General features: G+C 72.5%; 18 protein-coding genes and 1 tRNA gene. 13 read left to right on the top strand and 6 right to left on the bottom strand.

Annotation, left to right across the window (positions count from 1 at the left end; translation table 11 throughout):
- Window positions 1-87: 87 nt before the first annotated feature.
- Together IEZ31_RS53760 and aceE are read right to left on the bottom strand one after the other, a co-directional pair.
- Window positions 88-486, bottom strand: coding sequence for a hypothetical protein (locus IEZ31_RS53760; protein WP_190257931.1), 399 nt, complete (start codon window positions 484-486; stop codon window positions 88-90).
- A gap of 538 nt (window positions 487-1,024) precedes the next feature.
- Entirely contained in the window at window positions 1,025-3,769 is a 2,745-nt protein-coding gene (gene aceE / locus IEZ31_RS53755; RefSeq protein WP_190257930.1) for a pyruvate dehydrogenase (acetyl-transferring), homodimeric type, read from the bottom strand.
- Between the two features lie 274 nt (window positions 3,770-4,043).
- Between aceE and IEZ31_RS53750 the strand changes: the two genes are divergently transcribed.
- The 5 genes from IEZ31_RS53750 (at window position 4,044) to IEZ31_RS53730 (ending at window position 8,607) form a co-directional block, all read left to right on the top strand.
- A complete protein-coding gene (locus IEZ31_RS53750; RefSeq protein WP_190257929.1) occupies window positions 4,044-4,463 on the top strand; it encodes a hypothetical protein in 420 nt (139 codons plus the stop codon).
- Between the two features lie 12 nt (window positions 4,464-4,475).
- Entirely contained in the window at window positions 4,476-4,880 is a 405-nt protein-coding gene (locus tag IEZ31_RS53745) for a YjbQ family protein (RefSeq protein ID WP_190257928.1), read from the top strand.
- A gap of 59 nt (window positions 4,881-4,939) precedes the next feature.
- Window positions 4,940-5,383, top strand: coding sequence for an NUDIX hydrolase (locus IEZ31_RS53740; RefSeq protein ID WP_190257927.1), 444 nt, complete (start codon window positions 4,940-4,942; stop codon window positions 5,381-5,383).
- Between the two features lie 64 nt (window positions 5,384-5,447).
- Window positions 5,448-8,066: a thiamine pyrophosphate-dependent enzyme gene (locus tag IEZ31_RS53735; RefSeq protein ID WP_190257926.1), complete on the top strand. Its 2,619-nt coding sequence runs from the start codon at window positions 5,448-5,450 to the stop codon at window positions 8,064-8,066.
- Between the two features lie 109 nt (window positions 8,067-8,175).
- Entirely contained in the window at window positions 8,176-8,607 is a 432-nt protein-coding gene (locus IEZ31_RS53730; protein WP_190257925.1) for a DUF3052 domain-containing protein, read from the top strand.
- A 465-nt stretch (window positions 8,608-9,072) separates the two neighbouring features.
- On the opposite strand, the gene IEZ31_RS53725 is transcribed toward IEZ31_RS53730, so the two are convergent.
- The gene (locus IEZ31_RS53725; RefSeq protein ID WP_190257924.1) at window positions 9,073-11,997 is read right to left on the bottom strand and encodes an Hsp70 family protein; all 2,925 of its coding nucleotides are present in this window, start codon (window positions 11,995-11,997) and stop codon (window positions 9,073-9,075) included.
- A 46-nt stretch (window positions 11,998-12,043) separates the two neighbouring features.
- On the opposite strand from IEZ31_RS53725, the gene IEZ31_RS53720 reads away from it, so the two are divergent.
- The 3 genes from IEZ31_RS53720 to IEZ31_RS53710 all read left to right on the top strand — a co-directional run bounded on the left by IEZ31_RS53720 (window position 12,044) and on the right by IEZ31_RS53710 (window position 13,322).
- A complete protein-coding gene (locus IEZ31_RS53720; RefSeq protein WP_190257923.1) occupies window positions 12,044-12,556 on the top strand; it encodes a peroxiredoxin in 513 nt (170 codons plus the stop codon).
- Window positions 12,557-12,591: 35 nt separating this feature from the next.
- Window positions 12,592-12,666, top strand: a tRNA-Val gene (locus IEZ31_RS53715).
- A gap of 170 nt (window positions 12,667-12,836) precedes the next feature.
- The gene (locus IEZ31_RS53710; RefSeq protein WP_190257922.1) at window positions 12,837-13,322 is read left to right on the top strand and encodes a hypothetical protein; all 486 of its coding nucleotides are present in this window, start codon (window positions 12,837-12,839) and stop codon (window positions 13,320-13,322) included.
- Between the two features lie 93 nt (window positions 13,323-13,415).
- Here IEZ31_RS53710 and IEZ31_RS53705 read toward each other — a convergent pair whose 3' ends face one another.
- From IEZ31_RS53705 to IEZ31_RS53695, 3 genes are all read right to left on the bottom strand, one after another.
- Window positions 13,416-14,408, bottom strand: a complete 993-nt coding sequence (locus IEZ31_RS53705) for a hypothetical protein (RefSeq protein WP_190257921.1) — start codon at window positions 14,406-14,408, stop codon at window positions 13,416-13,418.
- Window positions 14,405-14,896 carry a SigE family RNA polymerase sigma factor gene (locus tag IEZ31_RS53700; RefSeq protein WP_190257920.1) on the bottom strand — a complete coding sequence of 164 codons (492 nt, stop codon included), beginning with the start codon at window positions 14,894-14,896 and terminating at the stop codon, window positions 14,405-14,407. The genes IEZ31_RS53705 and IEZ31_RS53700 overlap by 4 nt, the downstream gene beginning before the upstream one ends.
- Before the next feature lie 96 nt (window positions 14,897-14,992).
- Window positions 14,993-15,832 (bottom strand): hypothetical protein, encoded by an 840-nt coding sequence (locus IEZ31_RS53695; protein ID WP_190257919.1) that lies wholly within the window; start codon window positions 15,830-15,832, stop codon window positions 14,993-14,995.
- 106 nt (window positions 15,833-15,938) lie between these two features.
- Here IEZ31_RS53695 and IEZ31_RS53690 point away from each other — a divergent pair, with 106 nt between their 5' ends.
- The 5 genes from IEZ31_RS53690 (at window position 15,939) to IEZ31_RS53670 (ending at window position 19,025) form a co-directional block, all read left to right on the top strand.
- Window positions 15,939-16,574: a transporter gene (locus IEZ31_RS53690; protein WP_190257918.1), complete on the top strand. Its 636-nt coding sequence runs from the start codon at window positions 15,939-15,941 to the stop codon at window positions 16,572-16,574.
- Window positions 16,571-16,873 (top strand): winged helix-turn-helix domain-containing protein, encoded by a 303-nt coding sequence (locus tag IEZ31_RS53685; protein ID WP_190257917.1) that lies wholly within the window; start codon window positions 16,571-16,573, stop codon window positions 16,871-16,873. Before IEZ31_RS53690 ends, IEZ31_RS53685 begins: the two co-directional genes overlap by 4 nt.
- Window positions 16,874-17,731, top strand: a complete 858-nt coding sequence (locus tag IEZ31_RS53680; RefSeq protein WP_190257916.1) for an ABC transporter ATP-binding protein — start codon at window positions 16,874-16,876, stop codon at window positions 17,729-17,731. It begins immediately after the preceding gene.
- A gap of 5 nt (window positions 17,732-17,736) precedes the next feature.
- Entirely contained in the window at window positions 17,737-18,474 is a 738-nt protein-coding gene (locus tag IEZ31_RS53675; RefSeq protein WP_190257915.1) for an ABC transporter permease, read from the top strand.
- Window positions 18,475-18,560: 86 nt separating this feature from the next.
- A complete protein-coding gene (locus IEZ31_RS53670) occupies window positions 18,561-19,025 on the top strand; it encodes a hypothetical protein (RefSeq protein WP_190257914.1) in 465 nt (154 codons plus the stop codon).
- Window positions 19,026-19,097 lie beyond the last annotated feature (72 nt).

The following is a 19,097-nucleotide window of genomic DNA, read 5'->3' as shown; positions in this document are numbered from 1 at the left end:
CGGACGGGCGGGCGCGGGCACGGACGGGCGGGCGCGGGCACGGACGGGCGGGCGCGGGCACGGACGGGCGGGCGCGGACCGGACGGGTTACGGGCGGACGGCGACGTCGAACGTCGCTACCACCCGCTGGACGCCGTTGCCGGCTCGGCGGTCGGGGATGTCGACCGGGTCGGCCGCCGGGTCGGCCCGCACGATCCGGCCGCCGTCGGGCATTCGCACGTCCCGGGCCGCCACCAGCGCGGTCAGCGCGCCGTGGGCGATCTCCCGCGCCTCGCCGTCGGGGGCCCAGACCTGCAGGCCGAGGTGCCAGCGGGCCCGCCGGGCCCAGGGCATCCGCGACGTGACCGGGTCGCCGACCGGCTCGACGAGCAGCACCGGGACGCCGGCGGCGACGTCGTCGGGGCGTGCGGTCACGACGGTCACGCCGGTCAGGTGCTCCTGGGCGCGCAGATAGGCGACCACCAGCGCGACGGCGTCCGGTTGCATCGGCGTGGTGCGCCTTTCAGTGGAGGCGGATGCGTCGGTCGTTGCGGTCAACGCTATCCGTACCGCCCGGTCGCGGTGGTACAGACACATTTCATGTTCCCCGAAGAATGACTTCGGGATGGCTGTCGGCAGTTCGACATCACCTTCAACCATGCGTCACACCCACAGATCTTGCAGCATCTCGACATCGGCGCGGGCCGATCATCGGAATTCCACGAGTCGGCAGGTAATGGACGCTGCCGATCAACTTGCCCCGATGCCCGTTCGGCCGGTCGGTTCCGGCTTTTCGGGCACGTCCCGCCCGCCTTGCACCGAATCGGGCGCGTCCGGCCGTACCTCCGGTGCCCCCGCCCGGACGGCACCTGACCAGCGTACGGCCGGCCTCGGCCGGGCCGGCGACGGCGCGCCGTCCTTTTCGCTGGTCCGCGGGAAACACCGGATGTCAATTGGCGATGAGTTTGCGAAATCGCCTCCGAAACGGAACCGGGGCCGCGTCCCGGGTGCGGGACGCGGCCCTCGGCCGTGGTGCTTCGGTCGGTTAGGAGTCGCCGCCGGTCTCGCCGACCGGGGCGGCGTTGACGTCGTCGATGGCGTACTTCTTCGCCGCCTCGGCCGGGGCCGACGCCGGCACCTCGCCGCGGCGGGCGAGCTGACGCAGCGTCGCGACCACGATCGACTCGGCGTCGACGTGGAAGTGCCGGCGCAGGGCGTGGCGGGTGTCGGAGAGGCCGAAGCCGTCCGTGCCGAGCGAGGTGTAGTCGTTCGGCACCCACCGGGCGATGAGGTCCGGCACCGCCCGCATGAAGTCGCTGACCGCGATCACCGGGCCGGCGGTGCCTTCGAGGGCCTGCGTCACGTACGGCACGCGGGGCTCGTCGGTCGGGTACAGCAGGTTGTGCTCCTCGGCCTGGACCGCGTCGCGGCGCAGCTCGGTCCACGACGTCGCCGACCACACGTCGGCGGCGACGCCCCACTCCTCGGCGAGGAGCTTCTGCGCCTTGAGGGCCCACTGCATGCCCGTGCCCGACGCCAGCAGCTGCGCCTTGGGGCCCTCGGCCGCCGGGGCCGCCTGGTAGCGGTACAGGCCGCGCAGGAGGCCCTGGACGTCGACGTCCTCCGGCTCGGCCGGCTGGAAGATCGGCTCGTTGTAGACCGTCAGGTAGTAGATGAGGTCCTCGGGAGCCTCGCCGTACATCCGGTTGACGGCGTTCTCGGTGATGTGCGCGATCTCGAACGCGAACGCCGGGTCGTAGGCGACGACGGCCGGGTTGGTCGCGGCGATGAGCAGCGAGTGGCCGTCCTCGTGCTGCAGGCCCTCACCGTTGAGCGTGGTGCGGCCGGCGGTGGCGCCCAGCAGGAAGCCGCGCGACATCTGGTCGGCGGCCGCCCAGATCCCGTCGGCCGTGCGCTGGAAACCGAACATCGAGTAGAAGATGTACACCGGGATGATCGGCTGACCGTGGGTCGCGTAGCTGGTCGCGGCGGCGGTGAACGAGGCGACCGAACCGGCCTCGTTGATGCCCTCGTGGAGGATCTGGCCGGTGGTCGACTCGCGGTACGACAGGAACAGCTCGCGGTCGACCGGCGTGTAGTTCTGCCCGTGCGGCGAGTAGATCTTGGCCGTCGGGAAGAGCGAGTCCATGCCGAAGGTGCGGGCCTCGTCGGGGATGACCGGCACCCAGCGCTTGCCCATGCCCTTGTCGCGCATCAGGTCCTTGAGCATGCGGACGAACGCCATGGTCGTGGCGACCTTCTGCTTGCCCGAGCCGCGCTTGATGTCGCCGTAGACCGACGAGTCGGGCAGCTGCAGCGGGATGTGGGTGGTGCGCCGCTGCGGCACCGGGCCGCCCAGCGCCGCCCGCCGCTCGCGCATGTACTGCATCTCGTCGGAGTCCTCGGCGGGCTTGTAGTACGGCACCGCGTAGGGGTTCTCGCCGATCGCGCTGTCGGGGATGTCGAGGTACAACCGGTCGCGGAAGTCCTTGACGTCCTGCAGCGTGAGCTTCTTCATCTGGTGGGTCGCGTTGCGGCCCTCGAAGTGCGAGCCGAGCGTCCAGCCCTTGATCGTCTTGGCCAGGATGACCGTCGGCTGGCCGGTGTGCTCGGTGGCCGCCTTGTACGCCGCGTAGAGCTTGCGGTAGTCGTGGCCGCCGCGCTTGAGGTTCCAGATCTCGTCGTCGGAGAGGTGCTCGACCATCTTCCGCGTGCGCGGGTCACGGCCGAAGAAGTGCTCGCGGACGTAGGCGCCGGACTCCGCCTTGTAGGTCTGGTAGTCGCCGTCGGGCGTGACGTTCATGAGGTTGACCAGCGCGCCGTCGGTGTCGGCGGCGAGCAGCGGGTCCCACTCGCGGCCCCAGACGACCTTGATCACGTTCCAGCCGGCGCCCCGGAAGAACGCCTCCAGCTCCTGCATGACCTTGCCGTTGCCGCGGACCGGTCCGTCGAGCCGCTGCAGGTTGCAGTTGATCACGAAGGTGAGGTTGTCGAGCTCCTCGCGGGCCGCCACGCCGATCGCGCCGATCGACTCCGGCTCGTCCATCTCGCCGTCGCCCAGGAAGGCCCATACGTGCTGGCCGGAGGTGTCCTTGAAGCCCCGGTTGTGCAGGTACCGGTTGAAGCGCGCCTGGTAGATGGCGTTGATGCCGCCGAGGCCCATCGAGACCGTCGGGAACTCCCAGAAGCTCGGCATGAGCCGGGGGTGCGGGTAGCTGGGCAGGCCGCCGCCGAGGCCGCGGTGCGACAGCTCCTGGCGGAAGCCGTCGAGCTGCTGCTCGCTGAGCCGGCCCTCCATGAACGCCCGCGCGTACATGCCCGGGGAGGCGTGGCCCTGGAAGAACACCTGGTCGCCGCCGCCCGGGTGGTCCTTGCCGCGGAAGAAGTGGTTGAAGCCGACCTCGTAGAGGCTCGCGGCGCTCGCGAACGTCGAGATGTGCCCGCCGACGCCCACGTCGGGGCGCTGCGCGCGCTGCACCAGCATCGCGGCGTTCCACCGGATGTAGGCGCGGATGCGCCGCTCGATGTGCTCGTCACCTGGGAACCAGGGCTCGCGCTCCGGCGTGATGGTGTTGATGTAGTCCGTGGTCGTGAGCGGCGGGACGCCGACCTGTCGCTCCCGGGCACGCTCCAGCAGTCGCAGCATCACGTACCGGGCGCGCTTGGTGCCGCGCTCGTCGATCACTCCGTCCAGCGACTCGACCCACTCGGTGGTCTCCTCGGGGTCGATGTCCGGCAGTTGGCTCGGTAGGCCGTCGCTGATCACCGGGCGCTTGCGTTCGGTGGACACAGGCGTTCCTTCTCATCCGTCGCGACCGGACGGCGGGTGCGACGGATCGCTGCGACCGGTCTGGGTGGCCGATGGGGTGTGGCTCGATGGTTCATGGCCGTTGTGTGAGCCCATGTCCCATCCTGCCCGTCCCGGGCGCCGTCCGTCACGTCTACGGACCGCCAACTGCGACGCTCGACACGATACCGGCGAGTAACCTCTGTGGCGTTTCGCTATTGACGGGACGGCGACTCTTTCAGTATCCCAGGCGCCCGCGTCGGCTACGGTGCCGCCCGTGTCCGACAACTCCGCCTGGTGGCTACTCCTCCCCTGCGGCATCGTCACGGTGGCCGTGACCATCGCCGTCGTCGCCGTGGTGACCGTCCTGCGCAAGGCCACCCGGCCGATGCAGGGCATGCGCCCGCCCGTCCGGACCGGGACCCTCGGCCCGAACTGGGTGCCGTCCGACTCGTCCTCGCCGTCCGCGACGCCGGATCCGTTCCAGACCTGGGGTACCACTGAACACCACGGGCATCACGGGCATCATGGACACCACGGGCATCACGACCACCACCACGGCCATCATGACCACGGCGGCTGGTCCTCGTCCGACTCCGGCTCCTCCTCGTCCGACTCGGGCTCCTCGTCGTCCTCGTCCGACTCCGGCGGCGGTGGCGGCGACTCGGGTGGCGGCGGTGGCGGCGGCGGCGACTGACAGACTGTGACGATGGAGACCGAGGTCATCACCGTCCGGACCGGCTCCCGGCCGGTCGTGCGCGACATCACCGACGAGGCGAGCCGGTTCGTGGCCGGGCTCGGCGACGGCCTGCTCCACGTCTTCGTGCCGCACGCCACGGCGGGGGTCGCCATCATCGAGACCGGTGCCGGCAGCGACGACGACCTGCTCCGTGCCCTCGACGACGTGCTGCCGGCCGACGACCGCTGGCAGCACCGCCACGGCTCCCCCGGCCACGGCCGGGACCACGTCATGCCGGCGTTCGTCGCGCCCTACGCGACGCTGCCGGTGCTCGGCGGCCGGATCGCCCTGGGCACCTGGCAGTCCGTCTGCCTGGTGGACCCCAACGGCGACAACGCCACCCGCCAGGTGCGTTTCTCGTTTCTGCGGGGATGAAGGCTGAATGAACGGATTTCCGCACGGCCTGAGTGCCGTCACGCGTGAGGATTGATGCTGTGATCGAGCGTCGCGTCGCCGTCGTGTTCCTGGTCGACCCAACGGGCCGGATCCTCATGCAGCACCGCGACCAGCACGCCAAGGTCTCGCCGAACCAGTGGGCGATGCCCGGCGGGAAGATCGAGGACGGCGAGGAGCCGATCGAGGCGGCCCGCCGCGAGGTGCTGGAGGAGACCGGCCTGACCGCCGCGGGGCTGGAGCACTACCTCACCGGCACCCGCCCGTCGGTGTCCACCGTGGACGGGCTGGTCGAGATGCACGTCTTCTACGGCCCCACCGACGCCACCCAGGACGACGTCGTCCTCGGCGAGGGGCAGGCCATGGTCTTCCTCACACCCGACGAGATCCTGGTCCGCGACCTCGGCGTCACCGCGGCCCGGCTGTTGCCCGGTTTTCTGGCTTCCGAGCAGTACAAGACCCTCGCCGAGCGCGGAAAAGCCTGACCGGACCAACGCCCGCAGGGTCGGGATCCCGGTCGGGAGTGGCATCCGATGACCGTTTTCGGCCATGCTGTCGAGCGTGACCACCCCTCAGGATCTCGACGAGCGCTTCCGGGCGGAGCTTGCCGGGCTCGTCAGCACCGCGGTCATCCGGGACGCCGACGAGCCGGTGCGCGACGACACCGCGCTCACCGGCGCGCAGGCCCGGGCGCTCTACGACGCCCAGTCGACGAGCCGGCACCTCGACCTGGCGGCCCGCTGGCTGCGCAGCTTCGACGCCGGCTACTACACGATCGGGTCGTCGGGCCACGAGGGGAACGCGGCGGTCGCGGCGGCACTGCGCCCGACCGACCCGGCGCTGCTGCACTACCGCTCGGGCGGCTTCTACTGCATGCGCGCGGGCCAGGTGGCGGGCAGCGACCCGATCCGTGACGTGCTGCGCGGCGTGGTCGCCTCGGCCCGGGAGCCGATCGCCGGCGGCCGGCACAAGGTCTTCGGCCACGCCGACCTGCACGTCATCCCGACCACGTCGACGGTCGCCTCGCACCTGCCGCGGGCGGTCGGCATTGCGTACGCGCTGGGCCGCGGCCGCCGCCTCAACCCGCCCGCCAACGGGCACGGCTGGCCGGCCGACGCCGTGGTCGTGTGCTCCTTCGGCGACGCCTCGATCAACCACGCCGCCGCCACCGCCGCGTTCAACACCGCCGGCTGGTGCGACCACGTCGGCATCAAGCTGCCGCTGCTGTTCGTCTGCGAGGACAACGGGCTCGGCATCAGCGTCCGCTCGCCGGACGGCTGGGTCACCGCGGCCCTGCAGAGCCGCCCCGGCCTGCGGTACTACGCCGCCGACGGCACCGACAGCGCCGCCACCTACGACCGGACGGCGGAGGCGGCGGCCTGGGTCCGGCGGTACCGTCGCCCGGCCGTCCTGCACCTCAGCACGGTCCGGCTGATGGGGCACGCCGGCGCCGACGCCGAGATGGCGTACCGCTCCCCCGTCGAGATCGCCGCCGACCTGGCCCGCGACCCGCTGGTCCGCACCGCCCGCCTGCTGGTCGACGCGGGCGTGGCGACCCCGGCCGAGCTCATGGCCCGCTACGACGAGCTGGGCTGGGACGTGCGCCGGGTGGCCGAGGAGGTGCTCGGCGAGCCCCGCCTGGCCAACGCCTCGGAGGTGACCGCGCCGCTGGCCCCGCGCCGGCCGGTGCGCGTGTCCCGGGCGGTGAGCGACGCGGCGACCGCGCTGACGGACGTCGAGGACGGCGACGTCGCGGCGATCGGCGACGACCTGGAGTTCACCCGGGCGGGTGGTCCGGCGCCGCGGGTGGCCGCCGGCCAGCCGCTGTGGGCCGACGAGCCCTCTGCGGGCCGCCACACCGCGCCGACGTCCGGCGCTCCGGCCGGGGAAGTTTCGCCGGCTCTGCCCGCCGCCGTGTCGGTCTCCACGACCGATCCGGAGGCCGACGCCGAGGTCGCAGCCTCCGCGCCCTCCGCGCCCGCGCCCTCCGCGTCCGAGGACTCCGCGCCGGAGGAGGACGAGTGGCCGGAGCCGGTGTCGGCCGCTCCCGAGCCCGCGCGGGACAGTCGGCTCAACGGGAACGGGCAGCCGCCCACCCGGGCCGCCGCCTTCAGCGGCCGGCTCCCGGAGCGGGCCGGGCCGATGACGCTCGCCCAGACGATCAACGCGACGCTGACGGACGCGATGCTGGCGTACCCGCAGATGGTCCTCTTCGGCGAGGACGTCGCCGCGAAGGGCGGCGTCTACGGGGTCACCAAGGGCCTGCGGGACCGCTTCGGCGCGACCCGCGTCTTCGACACCCTGCTCGACGAGACCAGCATCCTCGGCCTCGGCCTCGGCGCCGGGATCGCCGGGCTGCTCCCGGTGCCGGAGATCCAGTACCTCGCCTATCTCCACAACGCCGAGGACCAGCTGCGCGGCGAGGCGGCCACCATGCAGTTCTTCTCGCAGGGCGCCTTCCACAACCCGATGGTCGTGCGGGTCGCCGGCCTCGCCTACCAGCTGGGCTTCGGCGGCCACTTCCACAACGACAACGCCCTGGGCGTCCTGCGGGACATCCCCGGCCTGGTGGTGGCGGCCCCCGCCCGGGCCGAGGACGCCGCGCCGATGCTGCGGACCTGCCTGGCCAGCGCCGTCGTCGACGGGAGCGTGTGCGTCTTCCTGGAGCCGATCGCGCTGTACCACACGCGCGACCTGCACACCGAGAACGACAGTTGGTGGCTGTCCGACTACGCCCCGCCGAGTGAATGGTCGGCCATCCACGTGCCGATCGGCCGGGCCCGGACGTACGGCAGCGGGCCGAACGACGACCTCACGATCATCACCTTCGGCAACGGGGTGCGGTTGTCGCTCCGGGCGGCCGCGCGGCTCGCCGGGGAGGGCATCGCCTGCCGGGTCGTCGACCTGCGGTGGCTGTCCCCGCTGCCGGTCGGCGACATCATCAAGCAGGCCTCCGACACCGGCCGGGTGCTGGTCGTGGACGAGACCCGCCGCTCCGGCGGCGTCGGCGAGGGCATCATCGCTGCCCTGGTCGACGCCGGATATGTCGGGGTCGCCCGCCGGGTCGCCGCCGTGGACTCGTTCGTGCCGCTCGGCCCGGCCGCCAACCACGTGCTCGTCTCCGAGGAACAGATCGTCCAGGGGGCGAGATCCCTGTTGGCCCGGTAGTTTGGACCGATAGTTTTTCGATCGCATCGGTGCGCCACTTGCGTTGACGGCCCGTACTGTGTGGACTACGCGCTAACAAGTGGTGTGTTGCGACAGGAGGCAGTGGACAGTGAACGCGACCGCGGGTCAGGCCGAGGTGAAGAGCCTGGCGGACCGGTTCGGCGTCGAACCGGGCATGGTCGTTATGGAGATGGGGTACGACGACGACGTCGACCAGGATCTCCGCGACGTCCTGATCGACCGGTGCGGGGACCTGGTTGACGAGGAGACCGACGAGGTCGTCGACGTGGTGCTGCTCTGGTGGCGCGACGAGGACGGCGACCTGGTCGAGACGCTCATCGACGCCCTGGGTCCCCTGGCGGACAACGGCGTGGTGTGGCTGCTCACGCCCAAGGCCGGCCGCCCCGGGCACGTCGAGCCGAGCGAGATCAACGAGTCGGCGCCCACCGCCGGACTGCAGCAGACCTCGACGGTCAATGCGGGCAAGGACTGGACCGCCGCGCGCCTGGTGGCGCCCCGGGCGGCCCGTTCCCGCCGCTAGCCGCCGGTAGGGGGCGCGGCCCGGCGACCCGCCCTCACCGTCACCCCCCGCCGCGGGGGTGCCAGCCGCGGCTGCCCGCTGCGCCCCGCGAGCCACCCGGCCCGGGGCCGCCACCGGTGGCCGCGCTGCGCCGAGAACCGCCGGTCGGAGTGCCGTCGGTCGGTCGACCGCGCCGTCGGTACCTCTTCGGCGTGCCGGGTGGCCTCGCTGTTGTCGGCGCGCTCGCATGGCGCCGGCACGCGCAATGCCTGATCCGCGCGGTGCCCTGATTCCCGCGCCGGGCAGCCCTGTGGCCGAAGCGCGCCGTGAAGCCGATGAGCGCCTGATCCGCCCGGCGCCCTGATCCCCGCGCCGGGGCAGCCCTCACTCATCGCCCGTCCTCGGCCCGCTGCGCCGGCAGCCCGATGGCCGTGCGCTCAGCCGCCCTGCGGAGCGTCCCCCTCGTCAGGGTGCGGGCCGGGCCGGTCAGGCGGTGGGCATCGCGCTCCCCGAGGGCTTCTTCGAGGTGCTCGGGGAGGCCGACGGCGAGCTTGAGCCCCACCAGCCGGAGCGGGTGGGCGACGGGGAGTTCTTCGGGGTGTTGCCCGTCGTGGGCGCCTGCAGCGAGAACACCCGCACGTCGGAGAACGTCACGTCGGCCGCGTCGCCCGTGGTGCTGAACGCGCCCAGGTTGGTGCGCCCGTCCCGGATCTCCTCGTCGGTCACCCGGCCGACCTGCTCGCCGCCCACGTAGACGACCAGGTGCGTCTCGGAGACGGCGAAGGCGACGTACGTGTCCTCGCTCGTCTTGACGTACCACTCCTCGATCAGGTTGTTCTTGCTCGGGCCGCTGTCGGCGAGCCGGTGCAGGCGCACGTAGCCGTTGGCGCAGTAGCCCAGCGTGTACCCCCGGCTGCCGGTCCGCAGCCACATGCCGGCGCAGCCGCTGGTCACGTGCACCTTGGCCTCGATGCCGGAGTCGGTCAGCTTGACGTCGAGCGGCTTCTGCAGGGTGCAGCCGGTGAGCCCGTTGACCTTCGCCGTGACGTGCAGCTCCTCCGGCGTGGCCGTGCACTTGCCGCCGTCTTCCTCGTCCTGGCTGTACCAAACCTTGTCGATCGACGGCAGGGACATCTTCTTCCAGCCATCGGGCACCCAGCCGGGCCGGTCCTCGCGCTGATACGCCGGGATGATCAGCGGCGACTCGCTCGGCGTCGGCTGCCCCGAGCTGCTCGGCGCACTCGACGACGGGGTGCCCCCGGGCCCGTTCGCCGACTTGTTCGCCCGGTCCTGGAACACCACATACCCGGCCAGGCCGAGCGCGAGGACCAGCACCACGACCAGCACCGGCACGGCGACGTTGCGCCGCGGGCGCGGGGGCGGCGGCGGGGCCTCCTCGCGGGGCGGCTGGGCGTAGTCGGCCTTCATCGCGGACGGCGACTGGTAGTTGGGGATGGCCGGCACGGCGTGCACGGTGCGCGGCGGCAGGGGCTGGGTGGCCTCGGCGTCGCTGCCGCGATACACCCCGCCCTGGTAGCTCTGCCCGGCCGCGGGGCGCACGGTCGGATACGCCGGCTGCGGCGGCCGCGGCGGCGCCGGGGTCACCGGCCCGGACGGGCTCACGGGCACGGCGCTGACCGGGGCACCGCCGGGAATGCCGCTGACGGGCGTGCCGGGGGCGCCGCTGACCGGCATGTGCGGAACACCGCTGACCGGGGCCTGGGGGACGCCGCTGACGGGCGCCTGCGGGTACGCCTGCTGATAGGCGGCCGGCTGCCCCTGCGGCGCCTGGGGCCCGTACGGCGGGAAGCCTTGCCCCGGCTGCTGGACGACGCCGGGCTGGCCGTGGGGCTGACCCTGGGGCTGCTGGAAGGCGGCGGGCTGCCCTTGGGGCTGGGGCTGCGGCTGGCCGGGCTGACCCGGCGGGCCGGCCTGCTGGAAGGCGGCCGGGTGGGGCTGACCCGGTTGGCCGGGCTGTTGGAAGGCGGCCGGCTGGGGCTGGCCCGGATGCCCCGGCTGCTGGAAGGCCGCCGGCTGGGGCTGGCCCGGCTGCTGGAAGACGCCGGGCGGCGCGCTCACGGGCGGCTGGGGCGTGCCCGGAGGGGCGCTGACCGGCTGCTGAAACGCGCCCGGGGGCGCGCTGACCGGGGGCGGGAACGCGCCGGGCGGGGCGCTGACCGGGGGTGCGCCGGCGGCGGCGCCCGCGGCCAGTCCTCCAGCGGCCAGTCCACCCGCCGCGGCCAGGCCGGCACCGGCGGCTAGGCCGGGTCCGTTGCCCGCCGACGGGGGGCCGCTGGTCGGGTGCGGGGTGCCGGGCTGGCTGTTGGGCTGGTCCGCCGCCGCGACGCTGACCCAGGCGCGGAGGCTGCCCTCGGCGACGACCAGCTCGGGCTGCTCGATCATCGTCGGCGCCATGCCGAGCTCGCGCTCCAGGAGGGTCGCGACGAGCGGGATGCGGCTGGAGCCGCCGACCAGGAAGATGCCGGCGAGGCGGGTCTTGTCGAGGCCGGCCCAGCGGACGACCGCGGAGGTGGTGCGGACGGTCTGCTCGAGCAGCGGGCGGGCCCGCTCCTCGAAGCCGTCGCGGCTGATGCTGAGGTCGGCGGCGAGGATCGGCACGTGCAGGCCGGTCGCCGTGGTGCGCGACAGCATCTCCTTGGCGATGCGGGCGTCGTCCCAGAGCATCCGGCGGTGCCGCCGGTCCTCGGTGGTCTGCGGCCCCTCCAGGCGCGCCCAGACGTCGGCGTCGGGCAGCTGCTGCTTCGCGTAGTCGACGATCAGCGCGTCGAGGTCGAGGCCGCCCAGGTCGTCGATGCCGTCGACGGCCCGCACGTCGAACCCCTCACCGGAGCGGGTGACGATGCTGGCGTCGAACGTGCCGCCGCCGAAGTCATACACCAGCAGACCTTGGTCGGCGTCCAGCGGCTTTCGCAGCACACCCGCGAAATAGTGCGCGGCGGCAACCGGCTCGGGCATGAGGGACGGCTGCGGCAGGCCGGCGAGCTTGGCCCCCTCCATGAGCGCGAGGCGGCGCGACACGCCCCAGGCCGCCGGGTGCGTCAGCGTCAGCGCGCTGACCGGCCCGCCCGCGACGCGGGTGGCCTCCTGCACGACGTGGGTGAGCACGGCGCCGATCAGCGCCGGGACGGTGACCTCGTGGTCCCCGAGCAGCACGGTGCCGTCGTCGATGCGCCGCTTGGGGCTCGCCTCGAAGCGGGCCGGCTCCACCCGCGCGGCGTGCACGGCGTCCCGCCCGACGAGCACGGCGCCGTCGACCTGCGCATAGACGCTCGACGGGAGCAGGGGCGACCCGTCGAACAGCAACGGACGGACCCTCCCATCCGGCCACGCGAGAAGCGCGACGGTGTGGGAGGTCCCGAAGTCGATGCCCAGACGTGGACCGGCTGCCATGCGGGCGAGTGTAGGCCTTGGGTACGACAACTGGCATGCTCGGTTCATGACCCTGGATGTCGGCAAGCTGGCACTCACCGCGGGCGCCCCGGCGCCGGACTTCACGCTGCGAGACCAGAACAACCAGGAGGTCAGCCTGCGCGACTTCCACTCCCGGCGGGCGGTGCTGCTGGTCTTCTACCCGCTGGCGTTCACCGGGACCTGCCAGGGCGAGCTGCACGCGGTACGGGACAACCTCCCCGCGTTCCAGAATGAGCGTGTCCAGGTGCTGACGGTGAGTGTCGACTCGCCGTACGCACACAAGGTGTGGGCGGAGCGGGAAGGCTACGACTTTCCCCTGCTGTCGGATTTCTGGCCGCACGGAGCGGTGGCCCGTGCGTATGGGGTGTTCAACGAGAAGGCGGGCTTCGCGAACCGCGGTACGTTCCTGGTGGATGCTGCGGGGGTGGTCCGGTTTGCCGAGGTCCAGGGGCCCGGACAGGCCCGCGAGCAGGCCGGCTGGCTCGCGGCGATCGAGGCGCTGCGAACCGGGATGAGCTCGGGCGGGAGTCTTGGGTAACATCTTGGTACCCAATCCCGGGATGACCGGGGTGGGGGCGCGTAGCTCAGCGGAAGAGCACCCGCCTTACAAGCGGGGGGTCGTTGGTTCGAACCCAACCGTGCCCACCAGCAAGGACCAGCCCCAGCCGGGTTGCCCTTTTGGCAATCCGGCTGGCAGCGGCGGTCGTCCGTCGGCAGCGGCGGGGTGCCGCCAGCCTGTCCGGCAGTTCGACCGCTCCGAAGCCCGGCCCCCTGCGCGGAGGGCAGCGCCTCGGCCACTTCTGAAGTAGTGTTGATATGTGACGGCCGCACCGCTGGAGTCAGTGCCCTTCTCCGAGCTGCTTCGCCAGCCGGCCGAGACGACCGATCGCCTGACGCGCACGCGGGCCGTGCGGCTGCGTCGGCGTGATGCCGCTGACCTTGTGTTGATGTCGGCCGAACGCGCCGAAGCGGAGGCGGAGGTCATCGATGTGACCTCGCGGCTGCTCGCCGGGGTCGCGCGCCGGGATCCCCGACTGCTGCGAGAGGTGCTGCCGAACGCGCTGCCGTGGGTCCGGTTCCTGCCCGTCGCCGACATCGACGCCATGGCGGCGGAACTCGTGTCCGTCACCGAGGCCGCTGCCGCCATCGGGAACACCGCTGCGGTGTCGCAGCTGCTCGTCGAGTGGCGGCGCACCGCCGAGATTCACGCCGACCCTGACCTGCACCGCGCGCTGACGACCCAAACGCTCGACGACTTCGGAGCGGTGCCGCGGCCGGAGGACAGTGAGCGCGGATCGCGGTGATCGGGCGGCACCGCCTCCGCGAGGTGGGAGCGGACGGGTCTGGTAACAAGATCTTGTTCTTCGGCTGCTCCGGCGACTGAACGGGCGGGGGGCTCAGGACGGCTGGAGGCCGGCGCCGACCAAAAGCACCTCGGGCAGGCCGTACGCGCCCTGCGCGAAGATCTCGACATACGGGTCCGGGACGCGGATGTGGGCGGTGTAGTGCTGGGTGTTGCCCGAGGCGTCGAGTTCCTGGTAGGGCCAGCCGTTGGCCAGCGTCGACGAGGGTGCGCCCGGGCTGATGCCGTGGGCGAAGACGCCCGTGAACACCCAGACGGTGATTGTGCCGCCGGGGCCGCGGATGACGTACTGCCCGTGGCCCACGTTGGGCATGATGGAGCAGCCCGTGATGCGGGCGTCAGCCGGCAGGGCGGTCGGGCGCAGGGACGGGACGCACTGGTGGCCGCGGTCGAGGCTGAGCGTGCCGGCGAACGTGATGGCCTTGTTCGCGGGCACCCGGCCGCGCACGGACAGCTCGGCGCGGACGCCGGCGATCGGTTGCCAGGTGACGCGGGTGGCCTCCTCGCCGGTCACGACGAGCGCGGGCCGGCCGCCGACGGTCGCCGGTGCGGAGTGCAGCTGCCGCGGCTCCTCCGGCAGGCCGGTGGGGTTCGGGGCCGGTGACCGGGTCTCGGGCGCCAGCCGCAGTTCGACGAAGAACGATGCACCCGAGTCGTCGATGCTGCCCGACATCGACAACTGCTCGATGCCGTCCTGGACCGCCCACGTGGTGCTGGACACCTCGTACGGGAACTGGCCGACGTCGAAGTGGATCATCTGCGGGTCGGCGCCGATGGCCTCCGCGGCGGGGCTGCCGATCGGGACCGCCGGCGGTGCGGGCAGCGGGTAGCCGCCGAAGAGCAGGCGCGGCACGAGCATGGCCAGCAGCGCGCCCACCGCCACGACCGCGGACGCCGCGCCGGCGAGGCGGCGGCTGCGGCGCCGGCGGTACGCCGGGCCGATCCGCGCCAGCAGGGCCTCGGGGTCGGTGTCGGTCTCCGCGCGGGCGCGCAGCGTGTCGCGCAGGGCCTTGAGGTCCGTGGTCATCGGTGCAGCTCCTCGAGATCGCGCAGGTCGACACGCATCGCGGCCAGCGCGCGCATGGCATGGGTGCGGACGGTGGCCCGCGAGCAGCCGAGGATCTGGCTGATCCGGTCGTCGTCGAGGTCCTCGTAGTACCGCAGCGCGATCACCGCTCGCTGGCGGTGCGGCAGCGCCCGGACCCGCTCCCACAGGGCGAGCCGGTCGGCGGTCGGCGGGCCGTGGTCGTCGGCACCGGGCCAGGCGTCGGCGTCGAGCACCGCGGGCATCTCCCGGCTGGACCGCCGCCGCCACCAGGACGCGTTGACGTTGACGAGGATGCGCCGCACGTAGAGGTCGGGCTGGTCGGTCCGCACGATCCGGGCCCACCGCGGGTACACGCGCACGAGCGTGTCCTGGACGAGGTCGTCGGCCCGGTGGACATCGTCAACGAGCAACCGCGCGAGCCGCAGCAGTCCCGGCCCCCGGGCAAGCACGTACTCCTCGAACGTCACGCCCTACTGACTACCGGCCCCCGCCGCTCTGTTGACACCGCCCGATACGGAGGGAAGCTCCTGGCGACCAGGAGCTTCCCTCGATCATGAGGCCCGTCAGGAGGACGGGGTGGCGGTGCGTTGGGCCGGTGGGAGGTCCGGCTGCGGGGCGGCCAGTTGGGCCTCCAGGTCGGCGATGCGCTGGAGCAGTTCCTGCTCGCGGGCGGCCTCCGCGGCCGCCAGCTCGTCCATGCGGGCGATGATCGTGGCGGTGTCGACCGTGCCGCCGCGTTCGTTGATGAAGGCCACCAGGGCCTCCACCGCCAGCCGGGAGGCCTTCGCGTCCGCGGCCACCTCCGTCAGCTTGTTGACCAGCCAGATCGGGCGGTCCACCGTCGGCTGGTTGGGGACCACCAGGCCGCGGGCCGTCGGGGAGCCGTTGACGATCCCCTGCCAGACCGTCTCGTCCACGTTGTTGCTGCGGCGGCGGTCCTCGTCACCGAACATGTCGTCTGCTCCGATCGTCTGCCAGGGTTGGGTGCCGTCGGCACGGGGGTCCCCCACCACCGAGAGGTGGCCGTGGGTGAAGTGCCGGTCGCCGTTTCTCGGGTTGTACGGGCGCCAGGTCCAGGCCGAGTAGCCCTTCACGGCGTAGGACGAGTACATCTGGCCGTTGGAGATCGCGTACTTCACGCGGGGGTCGCGCGAGCGGCGGAGGTCGTCGAGCACCTGGTGGGCGTCGAGGCCCAGGTCGGGGCGGTTGGGAAAGTCGGCCGCGGTCACGATGTCGTAGCCCCAGCCGGGGAAGTCGTGCGGCGAGTGGTCGGACGTCGGGTCGTGGGCAGCGTCGCCGATGAGACCCCACTCCGACCAGCTCGTCGCCGGTGGGGCCGCGCGGCTGCCTTGCTGCAGCTGCCTGTGCAGGACCGGTAGGGAGTTTGCCGGCCTCCATGCCATGCGGTTGTTCCTCCCAAGAAGAAGAAGACCTTCACATTCAAGCCGATGGACAGGGGCATCACCCGGGAACTGGCCACAAAGAACTTTGCGACGTAAAGTTGTCTACGTGAACGAAGACGACGACGCCCCGCCGGAGTCGCCCGCCGAGTCGCTGGCCATGATCAGCCGCGAGCGGGACGCGGTCAGCCGGAGCATGCGGCTCAACCCCCTCGCCTACTACCTGCCGTGGGGGTTCGCCTGGCTGATCGGGTTCGGGCTGCTGTTCCTGCGCTACGGGCCGCACGGCCGGGTCTACGTCCCGATGCCCGGGTGGCTCCCCCTGGTCGTGCTCGTCACGCTGCTCGCGGGGGCTGCCATCAGTACCATCGCGATGTCCGCCGCGAAGGGACGCCATGTCCACGGCCGGTCGTCCTGGCAGGGCGCCGCCTACGGGTGGACCTGGTTCCTGGCATTTTCCGGGGTCGGCAGCACCCTCGGCCGCTTCACCGCCTACCTGCCGGAGAGCGAGCGCGGTCTGCTGTGGGCATCGGTCTCCGTCGGGGTGACCGCGATCATGTACCTCGCAGGATCCGCCATCTGGCTCTCCCGGGAGATGTTCGTCCTCGGCGCCTGGGTCACGGTCGTGAACATCGCCGGCGTCGCCGCCGGCCCGGGCTGGCACTCCCTGCTGGTCGCGCTCGGTGGCGGCGGCGGGCTGATCCTGTTCGGGCTCGCAATGTGGGTCCGGGGCCGGCGGCGGTGACGGACCTGGACCCGGTGATCCACGCGCAGGCCCGGCTGCGCATCATGGCCGCGCTGTCCGGGCTCGACGACGGCGACCGCATGACGTTCCCCCGGCTCCAGCAGATCCTCGACATGACCGCCGGCAACCTGTCGGTCCACCTCACCAAGCTCGAACAGGCCGGCTACGTCGAGGTGGTCAAGTCCTTCCGCGGCCGCACCCCGACCACGTCGGCCGGCCTGACCCGCCGCGGCCGGGTCGCGTTCGACGACTACACGGCCGCGCTCCGTACCCTGCTCGATCCCCCCAAGGAGGGATAGATGCTCGCCCGCACCGTCGAGGTCACCAAGCGCTTCGGCGACACCCTCGCGCTCGACCGCGTCTCGTTCGACATCCCCGAAGGCGGCGTCGTCGGCCTGCTCGGGCCCAACGGGGCCGGCAAGAGCACGCTGCTCAGCCTGCTCGTCGGCCTGCGCCGCCCGACGAGCGGCACGGTCGAGCTGCTCGGCGGCGACCCGCGCGACCCGGCGAACCGCCGCCGGATCGGCGTCACGCCGCAGGAGACCAGCCTGCCGAGCACGCTGCGGGTGCGGGAGTGCGTCGAGTTCGTCGCCGCTCACCACCCCGACCCGGTGCCGACGGACGAGTTGCTGGACCGGTTCGGCCTGGCCGACCTCGCCAAGCGGCAGACCGGCGGGCTGTCCGGCGGCCAGCGGCGCCGGCTCGCGGTCGCGCTCGCCTTCGTCGGGCGGCCGACGCTGGTCTTCCTCGACGAGCCGACGACCGGCCTCGACGTGGAGGCCCGCCGCTCCCTGTGGGACGTCGTGCGCGACTACGCCACCCGGAACACCGTCGTGCTCACCAGCCACTACCTGGAGGAGATCGAGGCGCTCGCCGACCGGGTCGTGGTGCTCGGCCAGGGTCGCATCCTGGCCGACGACACGGTCGCCGCGATCCGCGGCATCGTCGGCATCCACCGGGTGAGCCTCAGAGCCGACGACCTGCCGCCCCTCCCGGGCGTGGTCAGCGTCGAGCGCACCGATGGCCGCACCTCCCTGCTCACCACCGACGCCGACGAACTGGTCCGCGAGCTCGTCCGAGCGGGCACCACGTTCGACGGCCTGCAGGTCCAGCCCACGACGCTCGAAGAGGCGTTCCTGACCCTGACCGGGAAGTGACCAAGATGTCCCTCGTGCTCACGCACACGCGGTACCGCATCCTCGAAACCGTCCGCATTCCGGTCGCGGTGCTCGGCGGAGCGTTCTTCCCAGCGGCGTCGATGCTGTTCTTCGTCGTGCCGTTCGCGGGCGACAACCCGGTCGGCGCCACGTACGCGACGGCGTCGATGGTCATGTTCGCCGTCATGACCAGCTCGCTGTTCACCTACGGCGTCGGGGTCGCCGACGACCGGGCCCAGCCGTGGGGCACCTACGTGCGCACGCTGCCGGCCGGGCCGGGCGCCGCGTTCGCCGGGCGGATCATCACCGGGCTGGTGTTCATGGGCATCTCGCTGCTGCCCGTGGTGATCATCGGCTGGCTGTTCACCGCGGCCACGGCGAGTCCGCTGCAGCTGCTGCTCGCGCTGGGCGCGGTGGTGCTCGGCGCGCTGCCGTTCACGTTCATGGGCCTGGCCATCGGGTACTGGCTGCCGACGAAGGCCGCGCTCGCCGTCGCGCAGATCATCTTCTTCCCGCTGGCGTTCGGCGGCGGGCTGCTCTCGGAGCCGGGCCACGCGCCGGGCTTCGTGGAGACCATCGCGCCGTACCTGCCGACCCGCGGCGCGGTCGAGCTGGTCTGGGCGGCGGTCGGCGACTTCGGGGTGTCGACGACGTCGATGGTGGCCCTGGTGGCGTGGACGGTCGCGATGGCCGCGCTGGCGGCGTGGGCGTACCGCCGCGACGAGGGCGAGCGCTTCTCCTGACGACCAGCCGCTCCCGCCGGCCCGCCCGCCCTCGCCACCCGCACGCGCTGCGCCGCCCGGGGGGCACGGTGCGCGAAGATGGCGCGGTGGAGAAATGGGTGGCCTTCCGGCGGTCGCGGATCGACCGCGTGGTCGCCATGGTCCGGGCCGTCGCCGAGGCCGCCGACCCGGGCGAGCACGGCGAGGGCGTCGAGGTGGTGGTCGAGGCGCCCCGCAAGAAGTGGTGGCAGGCGCTGTTCAACCACGACAACACGCTGGCCCAGGCCCGCATCGTCGTGACCAGGGCCGGCGGCGAGGTGCGCTACCCCTTCGACATCCAGCTCATCACGGCGTACGGCGGGAACGCGGCCCATCGCCTCGGCACCAGGCCGGGCTGGGCGGTCAGCAACTCGGCCGGCCTGGCGTTCGTGATCCAGAAGGGCACCGGCCGCACCGGGTTCGACTTCGAGGAGCTCACGACGGGCGCGGTGGCCGCCCTGGCCAAGCTGCGCCGCAAGCCGCAGGAGCGCGGCTGGCGGGCCCGGGTGGACAGGGCGGTCCGCCGGTCCTAGTGCAGCACCGCGTTAGTTCGTCGGGGGTTACGCGGCCTTGAGTGGGGTGCCGTCGTAGGTCCATCGGTAGGG

This window comes from Dactylosporangium sucinum (genome assembly GCF_014647515.1).
In the GTDB taxonomy this organism is placed as follows: Bacteria; Actinomycetota; Actinomycetes; order Mycobacteriales; family Micromonosporaceae; genus Dactylosporangium; species Dactylosporangium sucinum.
Note: the sequence above shows the minus strand (reverse complement) of the source record. Positions and strands in the feature narration are given on the sequence as shown.